An 18,497-nucleotide genomic window follows, 5' to 3' on the forward strand; every position below is an offset into this window, starting at 1 on the left:
TTCGTGCTGCTCGAACGGGACAGTGAGCGGGCCCTGGTCGTGAGCGCGGTCCGGGCCGCTCACCAGGGCATGGGTGCGCTGCTGGTGATCAGCGGACCGCTGGGCGGCGGCAAGTCGAAGCTGTTGCGCGCCCTGCCGGCCCTGGCGGGTAACGACACCCGGGTGCTCACCGCCAGCGCCTCGGCGTTGGAGCGGGACTACGCCTTCGGTGTGGTGCGCCAGCTTCTGGAAGCCACACTGCACGGCGCCTGCGAGGAGCAGCGACGGCGGTGGCTGTCCGGGGCGGCCGGGCTCGCCGACATGGTCTTCGCCGACGACTCGTTCGACGCCGAGGGCGGCGCCGTCGCCGTGCGGCAGGCCGTGTCGCTCGGCCTGCAGGCGTTCGCCGAGCGGTTGAGCGCCGAGCAGCCACTGCTGATCCTGGTCGACGACCTCCAATGGGTCGACGACCCGTCGCTGCAGTGGCTCGCCCATCTGGCGAACCGTGTGAGCCGGCTGCCGGTCGTCGTGGTGGTCACCGTTCGCGAGGGCGACCTGGCCTCGACCACGCCCGCGGTGCGCGCCGTCACCCGAGCCGCCGCCCACCTGTTGCGGCCGCGGCCGTTCTCGCTGGCGGCCACCCGTGCCCTCATCGCGGAACGCTGCGGGGAACCAGGCGACGACGAGTTCGTCCTGGCCTGCCACGAGACGACCGACGGCAACCCGCTGTTCCTCGGGTCGATCCTGCTCACCCTGTCCCTCGCCGGTGTGCCGCCGAAGGCGGAACACGCCGACCGTGCCCGCTCGCTGCGGCCCGCCCAGCTGCGTGGCCGCGTCATCGACTGCCTGCACGGGCAGCCGGAAGCGCTCCAGGCCTTCGCCAAGGCCGTGGCCACGCTGAACGGCCAGGCCGACCTCGAGATCATCGGGCGGCTCGCCGGCCTGGACGGCGTCGCCTGCGCGGAAGCGATGCGGGTGCTGCGCCAGCTCGGCCTGCTGACCGGGGCTGCGCAGCCCCGGTTCATCCACGCCGTCGTGCAGGACGCGGTCGAGGAGTCGATGACCGCGGAGGAACGCGAACGGCTGCACGTGGAGGCCGTCCGGCTGCTGCACGGCAGCGGGTACACCGCGGAACAGGTGGCCGCGCAGCTGCTGGTGCTCTCCACGCCGCAGGGGCGATGGGCGATCGAGGTGTTGCGTGCGGCGGCCGCCACGGCGCTGCGACGGGGAGCGCCGGAGATCGCGGCCCGCTACCTGCGCCGCGCGCTGCTGGACACCGCGCCGGAGGGCGAGGACCGGGCCCAGCTGCTGGTCGACCTCGCCACCGTGGAGCGGCAGTTCGACATGCGCACCTCGATCAGGCACATCACCCACGCGCTCCCGCTGCTCCCGTCGGCACGCGACCGCGCCGGCGCGGTGGTGCGGCTGGCGCCCGCCCTGCTTGGCGACGCCTCACCGGTGATCCGCACGCTGATCCGCCAGGTGTTCGACGACCTGGGCGACATCGACGAGCTGCCCGGCCAGGACCGGGAGCTGAAGCTGCGGCTCGAGGCCCGCGTGCGCCATCTCGACTTCACCGACCCGGCCGAGCTGGCCGACACGCTCAGACGGCTCGACGGGCTGGGCGCCGAGCCGCCGGTGGACACGCCAGCCGAGCGGGAGCTGCTCGCCATGCTGCTGTTCGCCGCGACGCTCACCGCCCGCGACCCCGCCACCGCGGTGGCCGCGGCCGCCGAGCGGATCCTGGCCCGGGAACCCGCCTCGCCGTCCCATGTGCACACCTCGCTGCCGATGCTCGTGACCATGCTGGCGGCCGCCGAGTCGACGGAGCGGATCGAGCCGTGGCTGGAGATGTGCCACGACCACGCCAGCCGGCAGGGCGCGGTGATCGAGCAGGCGTTGATCAGGACCGAGCAGGCCGCGGTCGCCATGTACACCGGCCGGCTCGCCGACGCCCGCCGCGTCACGCGGGACGCGCTCGAACTCGGCGCGCTCGACTGGAACGCCGCCAACTCCACCACGGTCATCACCCTCGCCGGGGTGGCGGCCGCGACCGGGGACGCCGAACTGGCCCGCACCGTGCTCGCCGCGTGCCGCAACGAGACCAACGCGTGCCTGGTCAGCATCCCGCACCTGCTGCGCGGCACCGTGGCCATGGCGGAAGGCGACCTGCGTGCCGCGCTGGAGCACTTCCAGGAGAACGGCCGGCACACGGTTCGCTCTGGCTGGCGCAACCCCGTCCTGGCGCCGTGGCGGACGCTGACCGCGGACCTGCACCGGCGTCTCGGCGACCTCGACGCCGCCCGCGAGGTCGCCGAGGAGGACTGCCGGCGGGCCGCCGAGTGGGGCGCGCCTGCCGCGCTCGGCCGTGCCAAGCGGGTGCTCGGCGACGCCGTCGAGGGTGACGCGGGGATCGGCGTCCTGCGGGAGTCGGTCGAGGTGCTCTCGGGCTCGGTCAACCGGCTCGAGCTGGCCAGATCCTTGCTGCGGCTCGGGACCCGGCTGCGGGACAGGGGAGACCCTGAGGCGGCCGAGCACCTGCGCCGGTGCCACGAGCTGGCGCTGGAGCTCGACGACAACGAGCTGGCGGCGCAGGCCGGGAGCGACGTCAACGGCGGGAACGGGCACCGGGCGCTGACCCGGACGGAGCTGCGGGTGGCGCGGTTGGCCGCCGAGGGGCACGCCAACCACGACATCGCACAGTTCCTCGGCGTCACCCGGCGGGCGGTGGAGAAGCATCTGACGAGCACGTTCCGCAAGCTCGGGGTGCGCGGGCGCACCGAGCTCGTCCGGGTGGTACCGCCGCTCGAAGACGGTGGGTAGTGAAGTCCGTACCACGAAGGTACGGAGCGAGGCCTCGACCGAACCATCGGGCCGAACGGACCACGAGGTTAGGCCCGCGCTTGTTGACCCTCCGTGTTCGCCATTCCTACGATCGCGCCGTGAACAATCCACCGGTGGGCGTAATCGGACTGGGCGCTATGGGGCACGCCGTCGCGGAGCGGCTGTGCTACCAGGGTGTTTCGGTCGTGGCGACCAGCCACGACGCGGGGAGCCGGCAGAAGTTCGCCCACCACCCCTCGATCTCCACCCGACCGAACCCCGCGGGGGTCGTCTCCGAACTCGCCGGCGGCGAGGGGATGACGGTTCTCGTGTGTGTGCCGGCGGGCGAGCGGGTGACCGATGTGGTGTTCGGTCCGGATGGTCTGCTCGACGGGCTGCCCCGTGACGCCGAGCTGTTGGTGATCGACCTCAGTGTCGTGGCGCCGACGGTCGCGACGGAGATGGCGGCGGCGCTCGGCGCGCGAGGTCACCGGTACGTGGATGCCCCGGCCGCCGGGGGGCCGGCCGGGGCGTCCACCGGGACGTTGTCGATCATGGCGGGCGGCGAGCCAGAGGACATCGACGCGGCGATGCCGTGGCTGAACCTGCTCGGCAGGGTGTCCCGCTGCGGTCCGCCCGGCGCCGGTCAGGTGGTGGGCGTGTGCCACCAGGTCCTCGTGGCCAGCGGGATCATGGCGGTGGCCGAGGTGCTGGCCCTCGCCGAGCGCAGCGGCGTCGACCCAGAGGTGGCGCGCAGCGCGTTGATCCAGGGGTACCAGTCGTCCGGCGCGTCAAGGGAAAGCGGTCCGCAGGGTCTGGAGTCGCTGGCCAGGGACGTCGGCATCGCCCAGCGACTCGCGGCGCGCGCTGGCCTGCCGTCCCCGATCGTGGACGCGACGAACGCCGTGGTGCGCAGGCTGACCGGCCTGGACATCGACCACGCCGCCGCGCAGGTCAACTGATCCGTCAATCCTCACGTTTATTACGTGTCGTGATCGTTGCCGAAATGTTGTGATTCATCTCAAGTTACATGGCTTCCGGGTTGACCCGCGGGCATAGTCGGCGGGACCCCCGACCCCGGGTGCGCACGGTGTTCCCCCGCTCCGCGTGTACCCCCAACGACCCCTGGGAGCCTCATGGGTGCGCGTCGCGCACTGAACAGAGCCACCTTCGCGACGCTCATCGCCACGATGACCGCCGCCCACGCACTGGCCGGTCCGTCCGCCGCGGCCGTGGCGCAGCCGGACGACTCGGTCTCCGACCAGATCGACGCCGCCGACGCCGAGCTGAAGGCGGCTCAGGTGCGCCTCGGCCAAACCTACGAGGCGTTCACCGCTGCCGAGAAGCGGTACCAGGACCTGAGCGCGGCGGTCACGGCCGCGCAGGACAAGGTCGCGGTGACCCGCGCGGAGGCCGACGCGGCCACGACACAGGAGCTGGCCGCGCGGGCCGAGCTCGACACGTTCGCCTCGGCGAGCTACCGCCACGGCAGCCTCGCCTTCTCGGCAAGCGCCTACCTCGGCTCGAACGGTCCGTCGGACCTGCTGGAGCGGGCGTCGATGCTGTCGGTGCTCGCCGGACAGTACGGCGATGTCATGGACACCACGCAGATCGCGGTCGACCAGAAGGTCCAGGCCGACCGCGAGGCCCAGTCGGCACTCGACGAGGTCGAGACCAACCGCGACGCGGCCCTCACCGCGAAGGTGACGGCCGAGCAGGCCTACAACGAGGCGGTGGCCGCCGAGGGCGCGGCCAAGGCGGAGACGGACCAGCTGGCCAACCGCAGGGCGACCCTCGGCGCAGGCGTCACGTCCGCCGCCGGTGCGGTCGTGAGGCCCGCCGTCGGCAGGCTCACCTCCACCTTCGGTCCGCGTGGCGGCACCATCCACTACGGCATCGACATCGCCAACACCATCGGCACGCCGATCCTGTCCGCCATGGCCGGCGAGGTGATCGACTCCGGCCCGGCGAGCGGTTTCGGCCTGTGGGTGCGGGTGCAGCACGCCGGCGGGCTGATCACGGTCTACGGCCACATCAACGAGTCGCTCGTGAGCGTCGGCCAGCAGGTCGCCGCAGGCGAACAGATCGCGACGTTGGGCAACCGGGGCGAGTCGACCGGCCCGCACCTGCACTTCGAGGTGCACCAGGACGGCACCAAGATCGACCCGCTGCCCTGGCTACGCGGCCACGGAGTGGACATCTAAAACCGCTTCTCCTCGACGCTGACCGTGCGAACCCCTGCGGACACGGAAAGCTGGTTCAGCGAGGCTCGAACGAGCCTCGCTGAACCGTTTTCGTTCTCGAGGAGGTTCGATGTCCGCCCTGCAACCTCGTCTTCTCGTCGCGGCACTGGGTGTCGCCGCCGTGCTCGGCCTGTCCGGCTCGGCGGCCGGCTCCGCCGAGCCCGCACCGGCGCCGCCAGGCGGAGCCGCGATCCGCGACGTCGTGCTCGCCGTGCACGGCGGTGCCGGGTCGCTGCCGCGTGGCACCATCACGCCCGAGCAGGAACGCGCCTACCGCGACGGGCTCACCGCGGCCCTGCGGACCGGCTCCAGGCTGCTGCGGGAAGGCCGCCCCAGCCTGGACGCGGTGGAGGCGGCCGTCCGTGTGCTGGAGGACGACCCGAACTTCAACGCCGGCCGGGGCGCGGTGTTCAACACCGACGCCGAGCACGAGCTGGACGCGTCGATCATGAACGGCAAGGACCTGCGATCCGGCGCGGTCGCTGGCGTGCACAACACCAAGAACCCGATCTCGTTGGCGCGCATGGTGATGGAGCGTTCCCCGCACGTCATGATGGCGGGCGTCGGCGCCGACACGTTCGCGCTGCGCAATGGTGTGCCGTACACGACGCAGGACTACTTCTTCACCCAGCGCCGGTGGGACGCGCTGCTGGCCGCCAAGGAGCCCGACGCCACCGCCGAGCAAGGCGGCAGCACGGTCGGCGCGGTGGCGGTGGACTCAGCACGCGACGTCGCGGCGGCCACCTCGACCGGCGGGCTGACCAACAAGCTGGTCGGCCGGGTCGGCGACTCCCCGATCATCGGCGCCGGCACCTACGCGAACAACCGCACGGTCGCGGTGTCCTGCACGGGCACCGGCGAGGTGTTCATCCGCGGCGTGGCGGCCTACGACCTCTCCGCGATCATGGAGTACACCCGGGCCCCGGTGGACCGCGCCGCGGCGAAGGTCGTCAACGAGAAGATCCCCTCGCTCGGCGCCACCGGCGGCGTGATCGCACTCGACCCACGGGGCACGCTCGCCACCCCGCACAGCACCCCGGGCCTGATCAACGGCTACATCACCCGTGACGGCCGAATCGTCACCCGCGTCTACGACGACGAGACGCCCACCGGCTGACGGTCGTCACCAGCGTGACCGGTGGACGCGGTGAAGGACAGTCGGGAAGGCCCCCTTCACCGCGTCCACCGGTCCTGCGTACGGGTGAACCGACGCGGAGACACGAAACGTCATGTGTTGGTTCGGCGACGGGAGGGCGAGATATCGCACGAGACTCGCAGAACAGCAGGACCGATGACGATCGACATGTCGAACTGCAATGGCCAGTGGCCCGCGCGGCCAAGGGACGAGACCACGCGCTACCTGTGCGCCGCCACCCATCTGGATCCCGACTACGCCGATCGCGCGATCCGGGAGTTCCTGATCGAACCCACCCGGCCCGTCCCGGCGTCTCCCGGGGTGGACGCGGTCGCGGTGCTCGGTGAGGCCGTGGCCGCCCGCACCAGGCGCAAACTCAGGGACCTCGCGCTGATCGCGCTCGCGATCGGGGTCGTTCTCGTCGCCTCGGTCGAGTTCCTCGTCGGCTGGCTCGCGCTGGCACTGCTGATCGGCGTGCCCGCCACGACCCCGCCACGGCGAACCTGGCACGTGGCCGCATACCTGGCCGTCCTGCTCGCCGCGGGCGCGCTCGCGTACCTCGCGCCCCGTCTGCTCGACCTCCCTTCCTACCAAGGATTCTCGGACCTCGGAGCCGTCGCGGTCGCCGTCGCGATGCTCGCGGTGCTGCTGGCCGACCGGTTCGTGGTGTGGGGTCACCTGCACCGGCGGTTCTGGCCGAACCGCGTCACGAGAGTGGTGCCGTGGTTGCGGGACCGCCCGATCCTGCGGTTCAGCCCGAGCCGCCAGCTCACCCAGCTGCGCCGCCACGCAGGCGCCCGGCCCGGCACGTCCGGACAGTCCGCCGAGCCCGTGCGTCTGGTGGTGTACCGGGAGTTCGTGCCGTTCGTCGGCGCCGGCACGGTGGACGGGCCGTGGTCGATCGCGGTCCCGTTGGAGGAACTGCCGGACGCCGCGCGGACCGCCGAGCTGACGACCGAGTCCCTGTACGCGGGCATCCACGAGGAGATCACCTCGCTGCGGTCGACGAACACCCTCGCGCCGGGCCGACGGCTCGGCGAGCTCGGTCCGGGGGAGGTGGTGATCGTCTCCGCGCACGACCTCATCGACCACCTTGACGACGCGGTCGCCGCGGACTTCCTGAAACGGCCGGGTGTCGCGCCGTTCGGCATGGTCCATCCCGAGCGGGCGCGGGCGATCCGCGCCGAACCGCTGGAGTGGGCCCGCTACTACCGGTGCTACCAGGTCGAGACGTGGGACCGCGACCTCGTCGTGACGGTGTTCGTCCACGTCGCGGTCGGCAGGGGCGCGTTGTACGTCGAGTGGACGCCGTGCGTGCTGCTCCCGGTCCGCAAGGAGTACCGGGCGATCGACCGGATGTCCCGGTCGGTGCTGCGCCCGTTCGGACAGGGCGTGCTGGACCTGCTCGCGGTACCCGCGTCGCTGCCCGGCCGGTTGGTGCGCCTGCTGTCGTTCCTGCGGCCGGTGCCCCAGGAACGCGGGATCCCCAGCCCCGAGCTGTACGGCTCCGGCCGTGGCCTGCGGGAGCTGGCCGCGGACGACGACGTGCACAACTACTTCCAGCTCCTCGACGTCGACCGGTACGTGAAGATGCTGGAGAGCCGGCTGGTTCTCGCGGTGAGCCGGATGATGCGCGCGGGCGGCTACTCGCCGGCGACGTTCGACGCGCAGGCGGCGTCGGTGGTCAACAACAACGTCCAGATCGCCGGTTCCGTCGGCGGCAACGTCGTGGCCGGCACCGGCAACAGGATCGGCGACGCCGCGATTGTGACGGGTGGGCGCGGATGAACCAGCAGCACAACGAGATCAGCGTCGGCGGCGACGTCGGCGGGAACGTGGTGGCTGGCAACGGGAACACGGTCGGCGCGGCGCCCGCTCCCCGCGCGGAACAGCGGCCGGCCGTGGACGGTATGGCTCCGCGACTCGGCTTCGTGGTGGACGTCGTCGGCTTCGGGCACCGCGACGCGGAGTCCCAGGCGGAGCTGCAGCACCGGCTCGACGAGCTGGTCCGTCGCGTGCTCGCCGACCTCGGGATCGACCCCGAGGACACGATCGGCAGCGACTCCGGTGACTCGCGCCTGGCGTTCCTGCCGGCCGGCGTGGACTGGTCGCGGGTGCTGCCGACGATGATCTCCGCGATGGGAGAGCGCCTCGGCCGCGACAACCGGCGGTACCGCGACCGCATGCGGCTGCGCATGTCCATCGGCACCGGGCTGGTGGGCACCGGGCCGCTCGGCTTCACCGGGCAGCTGGTCGTCGACCTGCACCGCCTGGTGGACAGCGAGGTTCTCCGTCAGTCGATCCGGGACCACCCGGACACCGACCTGGTTGTACTGGTGAGCCAGGCGCTGCACGACGACGTCATCAGGCCGGGCCACCTCGACCCCGCCGACTTCACGCCCGTCACCGTCACCGCCAAGGAGTTCGCGGCGCCCGCGTGGCTCCGGCTCTGCTGAATGTGCGCGAACATCGGGCTATGACTGAACGTGTGGATTCCGGCCGGCCCCTGATCGGGGTGGACGGCATCGCGTCGCCGAAGTGGGCCGCGTCCGGGAAGGCGGCCGCCGAGGCGAGCTGGTGGCAGACGGTTCGCTCGGTCCCGACGGCCGTGTTCACGGTGACGCGGCTGTCGTGGCGTGCGTCGCGCTGGTTGACCCTGCTGGCCGGCCTGATGCACGTGCTTTCCGGCTGTGTCACCGCCTTCGGTCTGCTGGCCACCGCGAACGTGCTGACCGAGCTGCTGGAGGCGGGGCCGACGCCCGAGCGGGTGCTCGCCTCGCTGCCCGCGATCGTGCTCGTGGTGGCGGCGATGTCGGTTGGTGCCCTGCTGGACGCGATGGTGGCGCTGGTGCAGGGCGTGCTCACCCCACAGGTCGAGCTGGCCGCCCGCGACGAGATGTACGGGGCGGTGCTGGCCGTCGAGGCGTCGGCGTTCGACGACGCCGACTTCCAGGAGCTGGTGCGGCAGGGCGGTGACCGGGGCACGCGCGCGATCCAGAGCTCCATCCGGGGCGTGGCCGACCTGGTGTCCTCGGTGGTGTCGCTGGTAGCCGCGATGGCGACGGTCGCGGTGTTCAGCGGTTGGCTGTTGCCGGCGCTCGTGATCGCCGCCGCGGCGGACGCGTGGGCGGCGATGCGTGCGGCGAAGTTGAACTACGAGTCGTTCCTCCACCGGATCACCCGCGACCGGCAGGCCTGGGTGATCGGTGACCTGATCACCGAACGCGACGCGGCGCTGGAGGTCCGGGCGTTCACCGCGCAGCCGGTCCTGCTCGCCGAGCACCGCAGGGTGGCGAAGATCCTCGCGGCCGAGATCGTCCGTGTCGAGCGGCGGCAGACCTGGATCCAGCTCGCGGGCCGTGCCGTGGCCGGGGTCGGCACGGCGCTGGCGTACGTGGTGCTGGGCTGGCTGCTCTACGTGGAGACGATGCCGCTCGCGCTGGCCGGAGCCGCGGTCGTGGCGATGCGCACCGGGTCCACTGCCTTGCGGAACACGATGTACCAGGTGAACCGCTTGTACGACGACAGCTTCCACATCGAGCTGTTCCGCAAGCTCCTCGTCGAGGCCGAGCAGCGGCGAGGCCCGGACCGGGTCGTCGACGCGCCGGTCAACCCCTCGACGATCGAGCTGCGCGAGGTCTCCTACACCTATCCAGACCAGGACTCGGCGGCCGTGCAGGGTGTGTCGCTGAAGCTGCGGCGTGGTGAGGTGGTCGCGCTGGTGGGGGAGAACGGCTCGGGCAAGTCGACACTGGGCAAACTCATCACCGGTCTGTACCGCCCGACCGAGGGCCAGGTGCTGTGGGACGGCACCGACATCGGCACCGCGCACCCGCACACCGTCCACTCGCAGGTCTCGGTCATCTCCCAGGAACCCCTGCGCTGGCCGGTGACCGCCGCGGACAACATCCGGGTCGGACGGCTGGACCGGGACAGCCGCGACGGGACACTGTGGACCGAGCACGCACGCACCTCGGGCGCCGACGAGGTGATCGACGACTTGCCCCGCAAGGAGAACACGATCCTGTCCCGGCTGTACGAGGAGGGCAAGGACCTGTCCGGCGGGCAGTGGCAGCGCCTGTCGGTCGCGCGGGGGGCCTACCGGGACGCGCCGGTGCTGGTGGCCGACGAGCCGACCGCCGCGCTCGACGCCAAGGCGGAGGCGAAGGTGTTCAGCGCGCTCCAGACTGCCAGCCGCGACCAGAGCTCGGAGCGCACCACTGTGCTGGTCACCCACCGCCTGGCCAACGTGCGGCACGCGGACCGGATCATCGTGCTCGAACAGGGCCGGGTCATCGAGGACGGGACGCACGAGGAGCTGATGGCGCTGGGCGGTCTCTACGCGGAGCTGTACTCCCTGCAGGCGTCGGCCTACCGCTGACCGTCGGTCCGCAGGAACTCCTCGAACGTGGTGGGGGCGCGGCCGGTCAGCCGCTCGACGGTGCCGGTGGTGTGGGTGTACCAGCCGTTGCGGACGGCGGTCAGCAGCCGCAGGAGGTACTTGGCGACGTCGTCGGGCAGGCCGCGTTCCGCGCAGCGGGCGAGGTAGTCCTCGTCGTCGATCGCCTCGTAGCGGACGGGCCGGGTCGGCGTGGTGAGCAGCTCCGCCACCTCCGTGACGGTCAGGATCCGCGGACCGGTCACCTCGTAGACGGCGCGGGCGTGGGAGAGCGGCTCGGCGAGCACCGCGGCCGCGACGCCTCCCACGTCGACGGGGGCGACGAAGGGGACACCGGCGTTCCCGACCGGGATCGCCAGCTCGCCACCGGCGACCAGGGGCGCGAACAGTCCGACGGTGAAGTTGGCCATGTGCCAGTGGTTGCGGACGATCGTCCACGCGCAGCCGGACGCCTGCACGGCACGCTCGACCCGCGCGAGCGGGAAGTCGTCGGACAGACCCGCGACCGGCGCGGAGTTGACCACGATGTGCTCGACGCCGGCCTCGGCGGCGGCCTCGACGAACGGCACCGCCCGGTCGGCGGACCGTGGGTCCGAGGGTGGCGCGACGAGGAACAGCGTGCCGACGTCCGCCAGCGCCTCGGCGTAGGTGGCCGGGTCGTCGTAGTCGAGGTGCCGGGTGTCAGGCCCCGGCCGCACGTGCCGGGCGGCCACGGCCAGCGGGACCCGCCCTGTCAGTGCGCACGCGACGGCAGTGCCGATGATCCCGGTGCCGCCGGTGACCAGCGTGATCTTCACGGAGTAATGACGCTAGCCCGGCAAGTGGGGGATTCGTAATCGCTCGATGGAGTCACGCCATGATCACCTACCGTGCGTCCGCGTGCCGACCGGAGGAACCTCGGGACACGGACGGGCGGAACTACGTTTTCACGGTGAACCGTTGGGGCCGGAAGGGCGCCAGCAGCGCCGACTCAGTGCCGAACACCTCACCTGCCACGAGGTCGGCGAGCACCGGTGCGAGCGTGATGCCGCTGTGCGTGGCCACCACGTAGAACCGGGAGTTGGTGAACCCGGCGACCGGATGCCCGTCGCTGGGCTTCGCCCGCTGGCCCACCCGCACACTCTCGACGACCACACCGTCGGTCCCGTCGAGCACCCCGGGCAGCCGCCGCGCCACCTCGGCCGCGACCTCGCCGTCGACCGCGACCGGCACCGCGGGATCGGCGGCGCGATCGAGGTCGACGGCCTGTAACAGCAGCCGCCCGCCGCCGTCCGGCCGGATGCCCAGTCGCGAGGTGTGCAGCACGCGGGACAGCCGCACAGGCAGGGGAGCGGTGGTGGAGAGGAACCCGACGGTGCCCGACCCGGCGAGATCGGGGTCGAGCATGGGCACGTCGGCCCCGGCGAGGGCGGCGACCGCGCTGGTCCACCGACCGACACAGCTCACCACGACGTCCGCCTCGTACCGGTTCCCGTCGGCGGTCCGGACGGTCCCGCCGTCCACTTCGGTCACGAGCGCGCCGGTGTGGACCGTCGCACCGAGATCGCGTGCCTCACCGAGGAGGCGGGCGAGCAGCGCCACCGGCAGGACGTGCGCTTCCTCGGGGAAGAACGCGAAGTCACCGGACGTACGGGCGAGGTCGGGCTCCAGCTGTCGGGCCTGCGCCGAGGTGAGCCAGGCGGCGGCGTAGTCCCGGGGCCGGAGCCGTTCCATCCGGTCGACTAGCCGGGCCAGGTGCTCGTCGGTGGTCGCCCATTCCAGGTTGCCGGTGGGAAAGAACCACGGCGCGCGCTCGTCGGCCAACGCGTAGTGCGCCCGCAGTCCGGCGAGGTTGAGCGCGAAGTAGGCCTCTGGCTCCTTGTTGGCGGCGTTGACCCACGCGAACGTGGTGCCGCTGGTGCCCTCCCCGGGACGACCGGCCTCGAGCACGGTGACCTGAGCGCCCCGCCTACCCAACCCGGCGGCGACCGCCGCCCCGACAACACCGGCCCCGATGACGACAACTCGCAAGAGACGATCTCCTCACGTCCGAACACGAAAGTGGCGACATCCCCAGGATGCCGCCACTTCCATCCGGGTCAGGAGATGGGGGCTAGAAGCGTGCCCCCACGTTCGCGCCGTTGGTGGGGCGGAGGAACGTCGACGACGGGATCGAGCCGTCCGTGTTTCTCGGGCCCGTGATCGAGCCCGGGTTCGTGCTCACGAACGACCACGAACCGCCGAGGTCCCACGAGTTCCCACTGCCGGTGGAACTCGCGCCCAGCGACACGTTGGTGCCGTTGGCCACCGCGAGGTTCGCGGTGAGCGTGCTCGACGAACGGTCGGCGTCGAACCCGGTTCCCGGGTTGTCCCACGCGGTGCTGCGTTCGATGCGGTGCTGGCCGGGGTTGTTGTTGTCGATGAAGCCGCCGACCGCGTTGTCCCACGTCATGCTGTTCCGCAGGGTGTGGTTGGCCGCGACGGCGTTGCCGCCCAGCTTGAACCCGTTGCCGTCGCCGGTGAAGTCGGGCAGGTTCCAGCGGTTGAACCCGTTCCCCCACGCCAGGCTGTTCTCGGTGAGGATCGGCGAGGAGAACATCCAGTAGTCCAGGCCGTCGTCGGAGTTGTTCCACAGCCGGGCGCCCCGCACCACGTTGCCGGTGCCGGAGCCTTCCTTGATGGCGAGGCCGTCGGCGCTCTCCCCGTTGCTCCTCGGGTCGAAGTTGCCGTAGCTGTCGAGGTTGATGATCTGGTTGTTGCTCGACCCCAGGAACAGGTGGAACCCGGACTCGTAGTTGTCGCGGGTGACCAGTCTGTCGTAGACGTTGTTGCTGGAGTCCAGGCCGAACACGCCGTACGGGCCGTGGATGATCTCGAGGCCGACGAGCCGCCAGTGGTCGCCCTCGATGTGGATGGCGCCGCGTTCTGGCCGGGGTATGGACGAGCCGACCGCGCCCGGCGTGAACGGCATGTTCTCGCCGTCGAGGATCACCCGCTCGCCCGCGTGGTTCCGCATGGTGATCGGCTGGCTCGCCGTGCCGTTCTTCAGGATCTGGATGTTGGTGCTCGGCGCGTACGTGCCGCCGCGGATCTGGATGGTGTGACCTGGTTGGGCCAGGTCGACCGCGCGCTGGATGGTGCGCAGCGGCTGGGCGAGCGTGCCGGGGTTGGTGTCGTTGCCGTTCGTGGCGACGTACAGCTCGGTGCCGGTGGGCGGTGGTGCGCCGTCGGTCGTGACGTCGACGTAGTCGATGTTGGGCAGGCCGGCGGCGGCGGTCGGGTTGAGCCGGACCGTGCTGCTGCCGGCGGGAAGGGACAGCGTCAGGGTCGCGGTCGCCCACGTCGACCACGCACCGGTGCCGGCGAACGTGGTCGACTGCACGGTCGTGCCGTTCACGACGACGTCGGTCGGGCGTGTGGTCGTGGTGCCGTTGGCGAACCGGACCGCGACGGTCGCGGTGCCGGCCGCCGCAGCGTCGACGGTGAACTGGACGTGGGCGCCGGCGGCGTTGGTGCCGTTGCAGAACCCGGTGCCGGAGTAGCCGGCCCAGTTGGTGTCGATGGTGCCGGTGCAGACGGCGGGGGAGGTCTCGGCCTCGTACCGTGTGGTGGCGGCCTGCGCGGCCGGCGGGGACAGGACGGCGATCGCGCTGGCGAGCAGGCTGACGCACGCCACTGATCTCAGGTGCATTCGTTCGTCTCCGTGATGGGGGCGCGCCCGAGGTGTCCCGGGCGCGCCCGCGCGGCTACCGGTAGGTGATGTTGGACGAGGTATAGAGACAGTTGGTGCTGTCGGCACCGGTGCCCGCGTCGTCCGGCTCGTCGCCGCTGTTGTTGCCGATGTACTTCTGGCAGATGATCATCGATCGGTTCGGGTCGTTCACGATGGTGATCCCGGAGTACCGGGCGGTGTCCCCGTAGTTGATGTTGATCCCGGCGATCCGGTTGCCCGGCCGGGTCAGCGTGAGGTTGCGGAGCACCACGTCACGCTGCTGCTGGGTGGAGCAGTTGCCGCATGACCGGTAGAACGTGCCGAAGTTGGTGGCCTGGAAGTTCTGGATGGTCACCGTGCCGGGCCCGTTGTGCTGGAAGATCTTGTCGCTGGCCGCCCGCGCGCCGCCGCCGTCGACCAGGAACTGCGGGTCACCGCTGCCGCGGAACGTGGCCGCGTCCTCGCCCACGTCCTCCCACCACACGTTGCGGAGCGTGCAGGGGCCGGAGCAGTGCACGCCGTCACCGGCCGGCGCGCCGATGATCACGTTGGACAGCGTCGCGCCGGGGGCGAGCTCGAACATCGGGTCCTGGTCCTCTTCCTGACCACCGTCGCCGATGCAGCAGTAGCGGCGCAGACCGCCGTCGAGTCCACTGGCCGGCACCTGGATCGTGCCGTTGACGCTGACCTGCCCGGTCGGCGTCGGCCAGGCGCCCGTGGGCGGGGGCGGGGGTTGTGTGCCGCCGCCGACCTCGAAGTCCAGGTAGTCGACGTTCGCCAGGCCGTTCGCCGTGGTCGGGCTCAACCGGATCGTGTTGCTGCCCGAGTTCACCGAGACGGTCAACGTCCTGGTCACCCAGGTGTCCCACGTGCCGGTGCCCTCGAACGACGGCGACTGCACGGTGGTTCCGTTGACGATCAGGCTCGCCGGTCGCGCGGTCGTGGTGCCGTTGGCGAACCGCACGCCGAGCGTCGCGGTCCCCGCCGCGGACGCGTTCACGGTGAACTGGGCGAAGCCGCCGGTCGAGTTGGTGCCGTTGCAGAACCCGGCACCGGAGTAGCCGCCCCAGTTCGAGTCGATCGTGCCGGTGCAGGTCGCGGGGGAGTTCTCCGCCTCGTAACGGGTGGGCGCCGCCGACGACGTGGACGGCGACACCAACACGACACCGGCCGCCGCCATGGCGCCGGCCGCGACCAAGGATCTCAGTCTCATTCTTTTCCTCCATTTTCCCGAAGTGATTCGGGCATGGCGAACCTCCCGTGGCCGGGTTGCGGAAAGCCACGGGTAGCGAGTGTCCTTTCGGACCTACCTGGGGATGTGTGCCGCCAGGAAGATGGCGTGGCGAACTCGAAGTCTGAGTCGGGGCATCGTTGCCTCCGTGGATTCGAAAGACGGCGTTCGCGTAGGAAAGCGCTTACCTGACACGTTAAAGAAGTCCCGCGGCGCTGTCAACGCGTACCGACGCATTGACAGGAAGTGTCGTTTGTTCCGCGCTAAGCGTTGTCTGGTCTGAGCACTTGTCCATCCGGAAAGGACGGAACGCGGCGCGCCCCGCAGGGGACACACCGCGCTCCGCCCGATCGAATTCCGGTCAGGAGAAATTCACGTCACTGCACGCGTAGAAGCTCTGGTCGAAGTGACTCGCCTGCCAGATCATGTAGACCACGTGGCGGCCACTGCGGCCCGGTGCGGTGACGTTGACCGAGATGGTCACGCCGTTCAGGGACGGGCTGGTCTCCGGTGTCCCGACACCCGGCGCGATCCGGCCGGTCTGTGCCCGCAGTTCCAGGTCGCTCCAGCGCAGTGGCTGGGTGGTCGCGTTGTAACCCTGGCGCGTGACGTAGATCCGGATGTAGTCCGCGCCATGCCTTGCCTGGTCGTGCATCTTGAAGGTGAAGTTGGTCGTCAGCTGCGTGGTTCGCCAGGCGCCAGGAACGTCCATCGCGTTGTACCGTCCGTTGCCGGTGCGTCCGGCGCTGCACAGTTGGCCGTCCGGGATGACGCCCTGGTGGTTGCCGCCGACCTGCTCGCGGTACAGGCCGTTCCAGTTCCACATGGCGTTGGTGTCGTGCTGCCAGGCCTGCCAGCACATCGGGTCCTGGGTCGCCATGTTCGGGTTCTGGAAGTCGTTGCCCCAGCGCTGCCAACAACCGTAGTTGCGGGACGCCGGTCCGATTGACGAACCGTGGGCCGCCGCATTGCCGGCGGGCATCAGCGGGAGCAGCAACATTGCGGTCAATGCGACCACCAGGGCACGCAGACCTATTCGCAGGGAATGCATCGGATCCTCCACGACGTTGTGGATGTGATGAAATAACAACGGTACTAAACCATCCGATGTCTACGCAACGACGGGTCGAACAGCGTCGAATCCGTCGAACCAGTCGTCGAACGCCCTATATTTACCGCCTTTTTCGTCGAATAACGCACGTCACTTGATACCGGTCGTCGCGATACCCCGGACCAGGAACCGCTGACCGATGAGGAAGGCCAGGAACACCGGAAGCAGGGACACCACCGACATCGCGAACATGGAACCCCACGAGGTGCCGGTCGTCGCGTCCATGAACGAACGCAGGGCCACCGGCACCGTGTACATGTCGGGGTCGGTGAGGTAGATCAGCTGGCTGAAGAAGTCGTTCCACGTCCAGATGAACGTGAAGATCGCGGTCGTGGCGAGCGCGGGGGTCATCAGGGGCAGGATGACCCGCAGGAAGATCCCCGCCCGGCCGCAACCGTCGATCCTGGCCGCGTCGTCGAGCTCGCGGGGGATACCGCGGATGAACTGCACCATCAGGAACACGAAGAACGCGTCGGTGGCCAGCAGCTTCGGCACGATCAGCGGCAGGAACGTGTTCAGCCAGCCCAGCTCCGAGAACAGGACGTACTGGGGGACGATCACGACGTGGACCGGCAGCATGATCGTCATCAGCATGATGGTGAACAGCAGCTTGCGCCCGCGGAACTCCAGGCGCGCGAACGCGTAGGCCGCCATCGAGCACGACACCAGGTTGCCGACGATCGCACCGAGCACCACGACCGCCGAGTTCAGCAGGTACACGGTGAACGGGTGCCCGAGCGCGTTCCAGCCGTCCGGGTAGTTGCGTGCCTCCACCTCGGTCAACAGCAGGCCCGGCGCCTGGAAGATCTGGTCCTTCGGCCGCAGCGAGCTGACCACCATCCACAGCACCGGGTACAGCATCAGCGCGGCCGTGGCGATGAGCGCCAGATGCTTGACGACCGAGGAGATCCGGAGCTTAGTCGTCATAGAACACCCAGTACCTCGACGCGAGGAAGTTGACCGCGGTGAACGCCGCGATGATCAGCAACAGGACCCAACCCATCGCCGAGGCGTACCCCATGTCGAAGTTCCCGAAGGCACGTTGGTACACGTACAGCGAGAACAGCAGCGTCGAGTCCGACGGCCCGCCGGTTCCGTTGGACACCACGAACGCCTGCGTGAACGCCTGGAACGCGTGGATGATCTGCAGCACCAGGTTGAAGAAGATGATGGGCGTCAGCAGCGGCAGCGTGATGCTCCGGAACCGCCGCACCGCCCCGGCGCCGTCCACCGCGGCGGCCTCGTAGTACATCGACGGGATCTGCCGCAGACCGGCCAGGAAGATGACCATGGGCGCGCCGAACGTCCACACGTTCAGCACGACCAGGGTCGACAGCGCGGTCGCCGGCTCGGAGATCCAGCTCCGGCCCTGGATGCCGAACAGCTCCAGCGCGTAGTTCACCAGGCCGTCGCTGCCGAAGATCCGCTGCCACAGGATCGCGATGGCCACACTGGACCCGAGCAGCGACGGCAGGTAGAAGACCGAGCGGTAGAACGCCAGACCACGAAGGCCCCGGTCGAGCACGACCGCGAGCAGCAGGGCGAGTCCGAGCTGCAGGGGCACCGACACGAACACGTAGGTGAACGTCACGCCCAGCGCCTTGTGCAGCCGCTCGTCGCCTGCCATGCGGACGAAGTTGTCGAACCCGGCCCACTCCGGTGGCTGGAGCAGGTTGTAGTCGGTGAACCCCAGGAACAGCGACGCCACCATCGGGCCGATGGTGATCACCAGCAACCCGAGCACCCACGGGGCGAGGAACAGGTAGGCCGCCAGGTTGTCCTTCTTGCCGGTGGCGGGATGCTTGCGGCGCAGCTCCCGAAAAGCCGTCATGCAGACTCCTCGCCCGCTCCGCGGCCCCGGAACGCTCCGCAGGCTCCGCTACAC

The 18,497-nt window shown here is 70.3% G+C and carries 14 protein-coding genes; 7 read left to right on the plus strand and 7 right to left on the minus strand.

The annotated features are described in order from the left end of the window. Window positions 1-3 precede the first annotated feature (3 nt). The 7 genes from VF106_RS37905 to VF106_RS37935 all read left to right on the plus strand — a co-directional run bounded on the left by VF106_RS37905 (window position 4) and on the right by VF106_RS37935 (window position 10,561). Window positions 4-2,802 (plus strand): ATP-binding protein, encoded by a 2,799-nt coding sequence (locus VF106_RS37905; protein ID WP_330844794.1) that lies wholly within the window; start codon window positions 4-6, stop codon window positions 2,800-2,802. A 119-nt stretch (window positions 2,803-2,921) separates the two neighbouring features. After that, window positions 2,922-3,764: an NAD(P)-dependent oxidoreductase gene (locus VF106_RS37910; RefSeq protein WP_330844795.1), complete on the plus strand. Its 843-nt coding sequence runs from the start codon at window positions 2,922-2,924 to the stop codon at window positions 3,762-3,764. 174 nt (window positions 3,765-3,938) lie between these two features. Beyond that, the gene (locus tag VF106_RS37915; protein ID WP_330844796.1) at window positions 3,939-5,006 is read left to right on the plus strand and encodes a M23 family metallopeptidase; all 1,068 of its coding nucleotides are present in this window, start codon (window positions 3,939-3,941) and stop codon (window positions 5,004-5,006) included. A gap of 109 nt (window positions 5,007-5,115) precedes the next feature. Next, window positions 5,116-6,162: an isoaspartyl peptidase/L-asparaginase family protein gene (locus VF106_RS37920; RefSeq protein ID WP_330844797.1), complete on the plus strand. Its 1,047-nt coding sequence runs from the start codon at window positions 5,116-5,118 to the stop codon at window positions 6,160-6,162. Between the two features lie 174 nt (window positions 6,163-6,336). Then, entirely contained in the window at window positions 6,337-7,968 is a 1,632-nt protein-coding gene (locus VF106_RS37925) for an AbeC-like domain-containing protein (protein ID WP_330844798.1), read from the plus strand. Next, window positions 7,965-8,636 (plus strand): hypothetical protein, encoded by a 672-nt coding sequence (locus VF106_RS37930; protein WP_330844799.1) that lies wholly within the window; start codon window positions 7,965-7,967, stop codon window positions 8,634-8,636. Before VF106_RS37925 ends, VF106_RS37930 begins: the two co-directional genes overlap by 4 nt. A gap of 20 nt (window positions 8,637-8,656) precedes the next feature. Beyond that, window positions 8,657-10,561, plus strand: a complete 1,905-nt coding sequence (locus tag VF106_RS37935) for an ABC transporter ATP-binding protein (RefSeq protein ID WP_330844800.1) — start codon at window positions 8,657-8,659, stop codon at window positions 10,559-10,561. On the opposite strand, the gene VF106_RS37940 is transcribed toward VF106_RS37935, so the two are convergent. From VF106_RS37940 to VF106_RS37970, 7 genes are all read right to left on the minus strand, one after another. Further along, window positions 10,552-11,376, minus strand: a complete 825-nt coding sequence (locus VF106_RS37940; RefSeq protein ID WP_330844801.1) for an NmrA family NAD(P)-binding protein — start codon at window positions 11,374-11,376, stop codon at window positions 10,552-10,554. The genes VF106_RS37935 and VF106_RS37940 overlap by 10 nt on opposite strands. Window positions 11,377-11,497: 121 nt before the next feature. Continuing rightward, on the minus strand, window positions 11,498-12,589 hold the full coding sequence (locus VF106_RS37945; protein WP_330844802.1) for an NAD(P)/FAD-dependent oxidoreductase: 1,092 nt from the start codon (window positions 12,587-12,589) through the stop codon (window positions 11,498-11,500). An 82-nt stretch (window positions 12,590-12,671) separates the two neighbouring features. Then, the gene (locus tag VF106_RS37950) at window positions 12,672-14,249 is read right to left on the minus strand and encodes a right-handed parallel beta-helix repeat-containing protein (protein ID WP_330844803.1); all 1,578 of its coding nucleotides are present in this window, start codon (window positions 14,247-14,249) and stop codon (window positions 12,672-12,674) included. 55 nt (window positions 14,250-14,304) lie between these two features. Then, window positions 14,305-15,483, minus strand: a complete 1,179-nt coding sequence (locus tag VF106_RS37955) for a pectate lyase (RefSeq protein WP_330844804.1) — start codon at window positions 15,481-15,483, stop codon at window positions 14,305-14,307. Between the two features lie 379 nt (window positions 15,484-15,862). Continuing rightward, the gene (locus tag VF106_RS37960) at window positions 15,863-16,552 is read right to left on the minus strand and encodes a lytic polysaccharide monooxygenase auxiliary activity family 9 protein (protein ID WP_330844805.1); all 690 of its coding nucleotides are present in this window, start codon (window positions 16,550-16,552) and stop codon (window positions 15,863-15,865) included. Between the two features lie 150 nt (window positions 16,553-16,702). After that, entirely contained in the window at window positions 16,703-17,539 is an 837-nt protein-coding gene (locus VF106_RS37965; RefSeq protein ID WP_330844806.1) for a carbohydrate ABC transporter permease, read from the minus strand. Beyond that, window positions 17,529-18,443, minus strand: a complete 915-nt coding sequence (locus VF106_RS37970) for a carbohydrate ABC transporter permease (protein ID WP_330844807.1) — start codon at window positions 18,441-18,443, stop codon at window positions 17,529-17,531. The genes VF106_RS37965 and VF106_RS37970 overlap by 11 nt, the downstream gene beginning before the upstream one ends. Window positions 18,444-18,497: the final 54 nt, after the last annotated feature.

The organism is Actinophytocola sp., from assembly GCF_036378875.1.
Lineage (GTDB): Bacteria > Actinomycetota > Actinomycetes > Mycobacteriales > Pseudonocardiaceae > Actinophytocola.

Coding starts and splice junctions, on each gene's coding strand:
- VF106_RS37915 (WP_330844796.1), top strand. CDS start 3,939: ATGGGTGCGCGTCGCGCACTGAACAGAGCCACCTTCGCGACGCTCATC.
- VF106_RS37920 (WP_330844797.1), top strand. CDS start 5,116: ATGTCCGCCCTGCAACCTCGTCTTCTCGTCGCGGCACTGGGTGTCGCC.
- VF106_RS37925 (WP_330844798.1), top strand. CDS start 6,337: ATGACGATCGACATGTCGAACTGCAATGGCCAGTGGCCCGCGCGGCCA.
- VF106_RS37930 (WP_330844799.1), top strand. CDS start 7,965: ATGAACCAGCAGCACAACGAGATCAGCGTCGGCGGCGACGTCGGCGGG.
- VF106_RS37935 (WP_330844800.1), top strand. CDS start 8,657: ATGACTGAACGTGTGGATTCCGGCCGGCCCCTGATCGGGGTGGACGGC.
- VF106_RS37950 (WP_330844803.1), bottom strand. CDS start 14,249: ATGCACCTGAGATCAGTGGCGTGCGTCAGCCTGCTCGCCAGCGCGATC.
- VF106_RS37955 (WP_330844804.1), bottom strand. CDS start 15,483: ATGAGACTGAGATCCTTGGTCGCGGCCGGCGCCATGGCGGCGGCCGGT.
- VF106_RS37960 (WP_330844805.1), bottom strand. CDS start 16,552: ATGCATTCCCTGCGAATAGGTCTGCGTGCCCTGGTGGTCGCATTGACC.
- VF106_RS37965 (WP_330844806.1), bottom strand. CDS start 17,539: ATGACGACTAAGCTCCGGATCTCCTCGGTCGTCAAGCATCTGGCGCTC.
- VF106_RS37970 (WP_330844807.1), bottom strand. CDS start 18,443: ATGACGGCTTTTCGGGAGCTGCGCCGCAAGCATCCCGCCACCGGCAAG.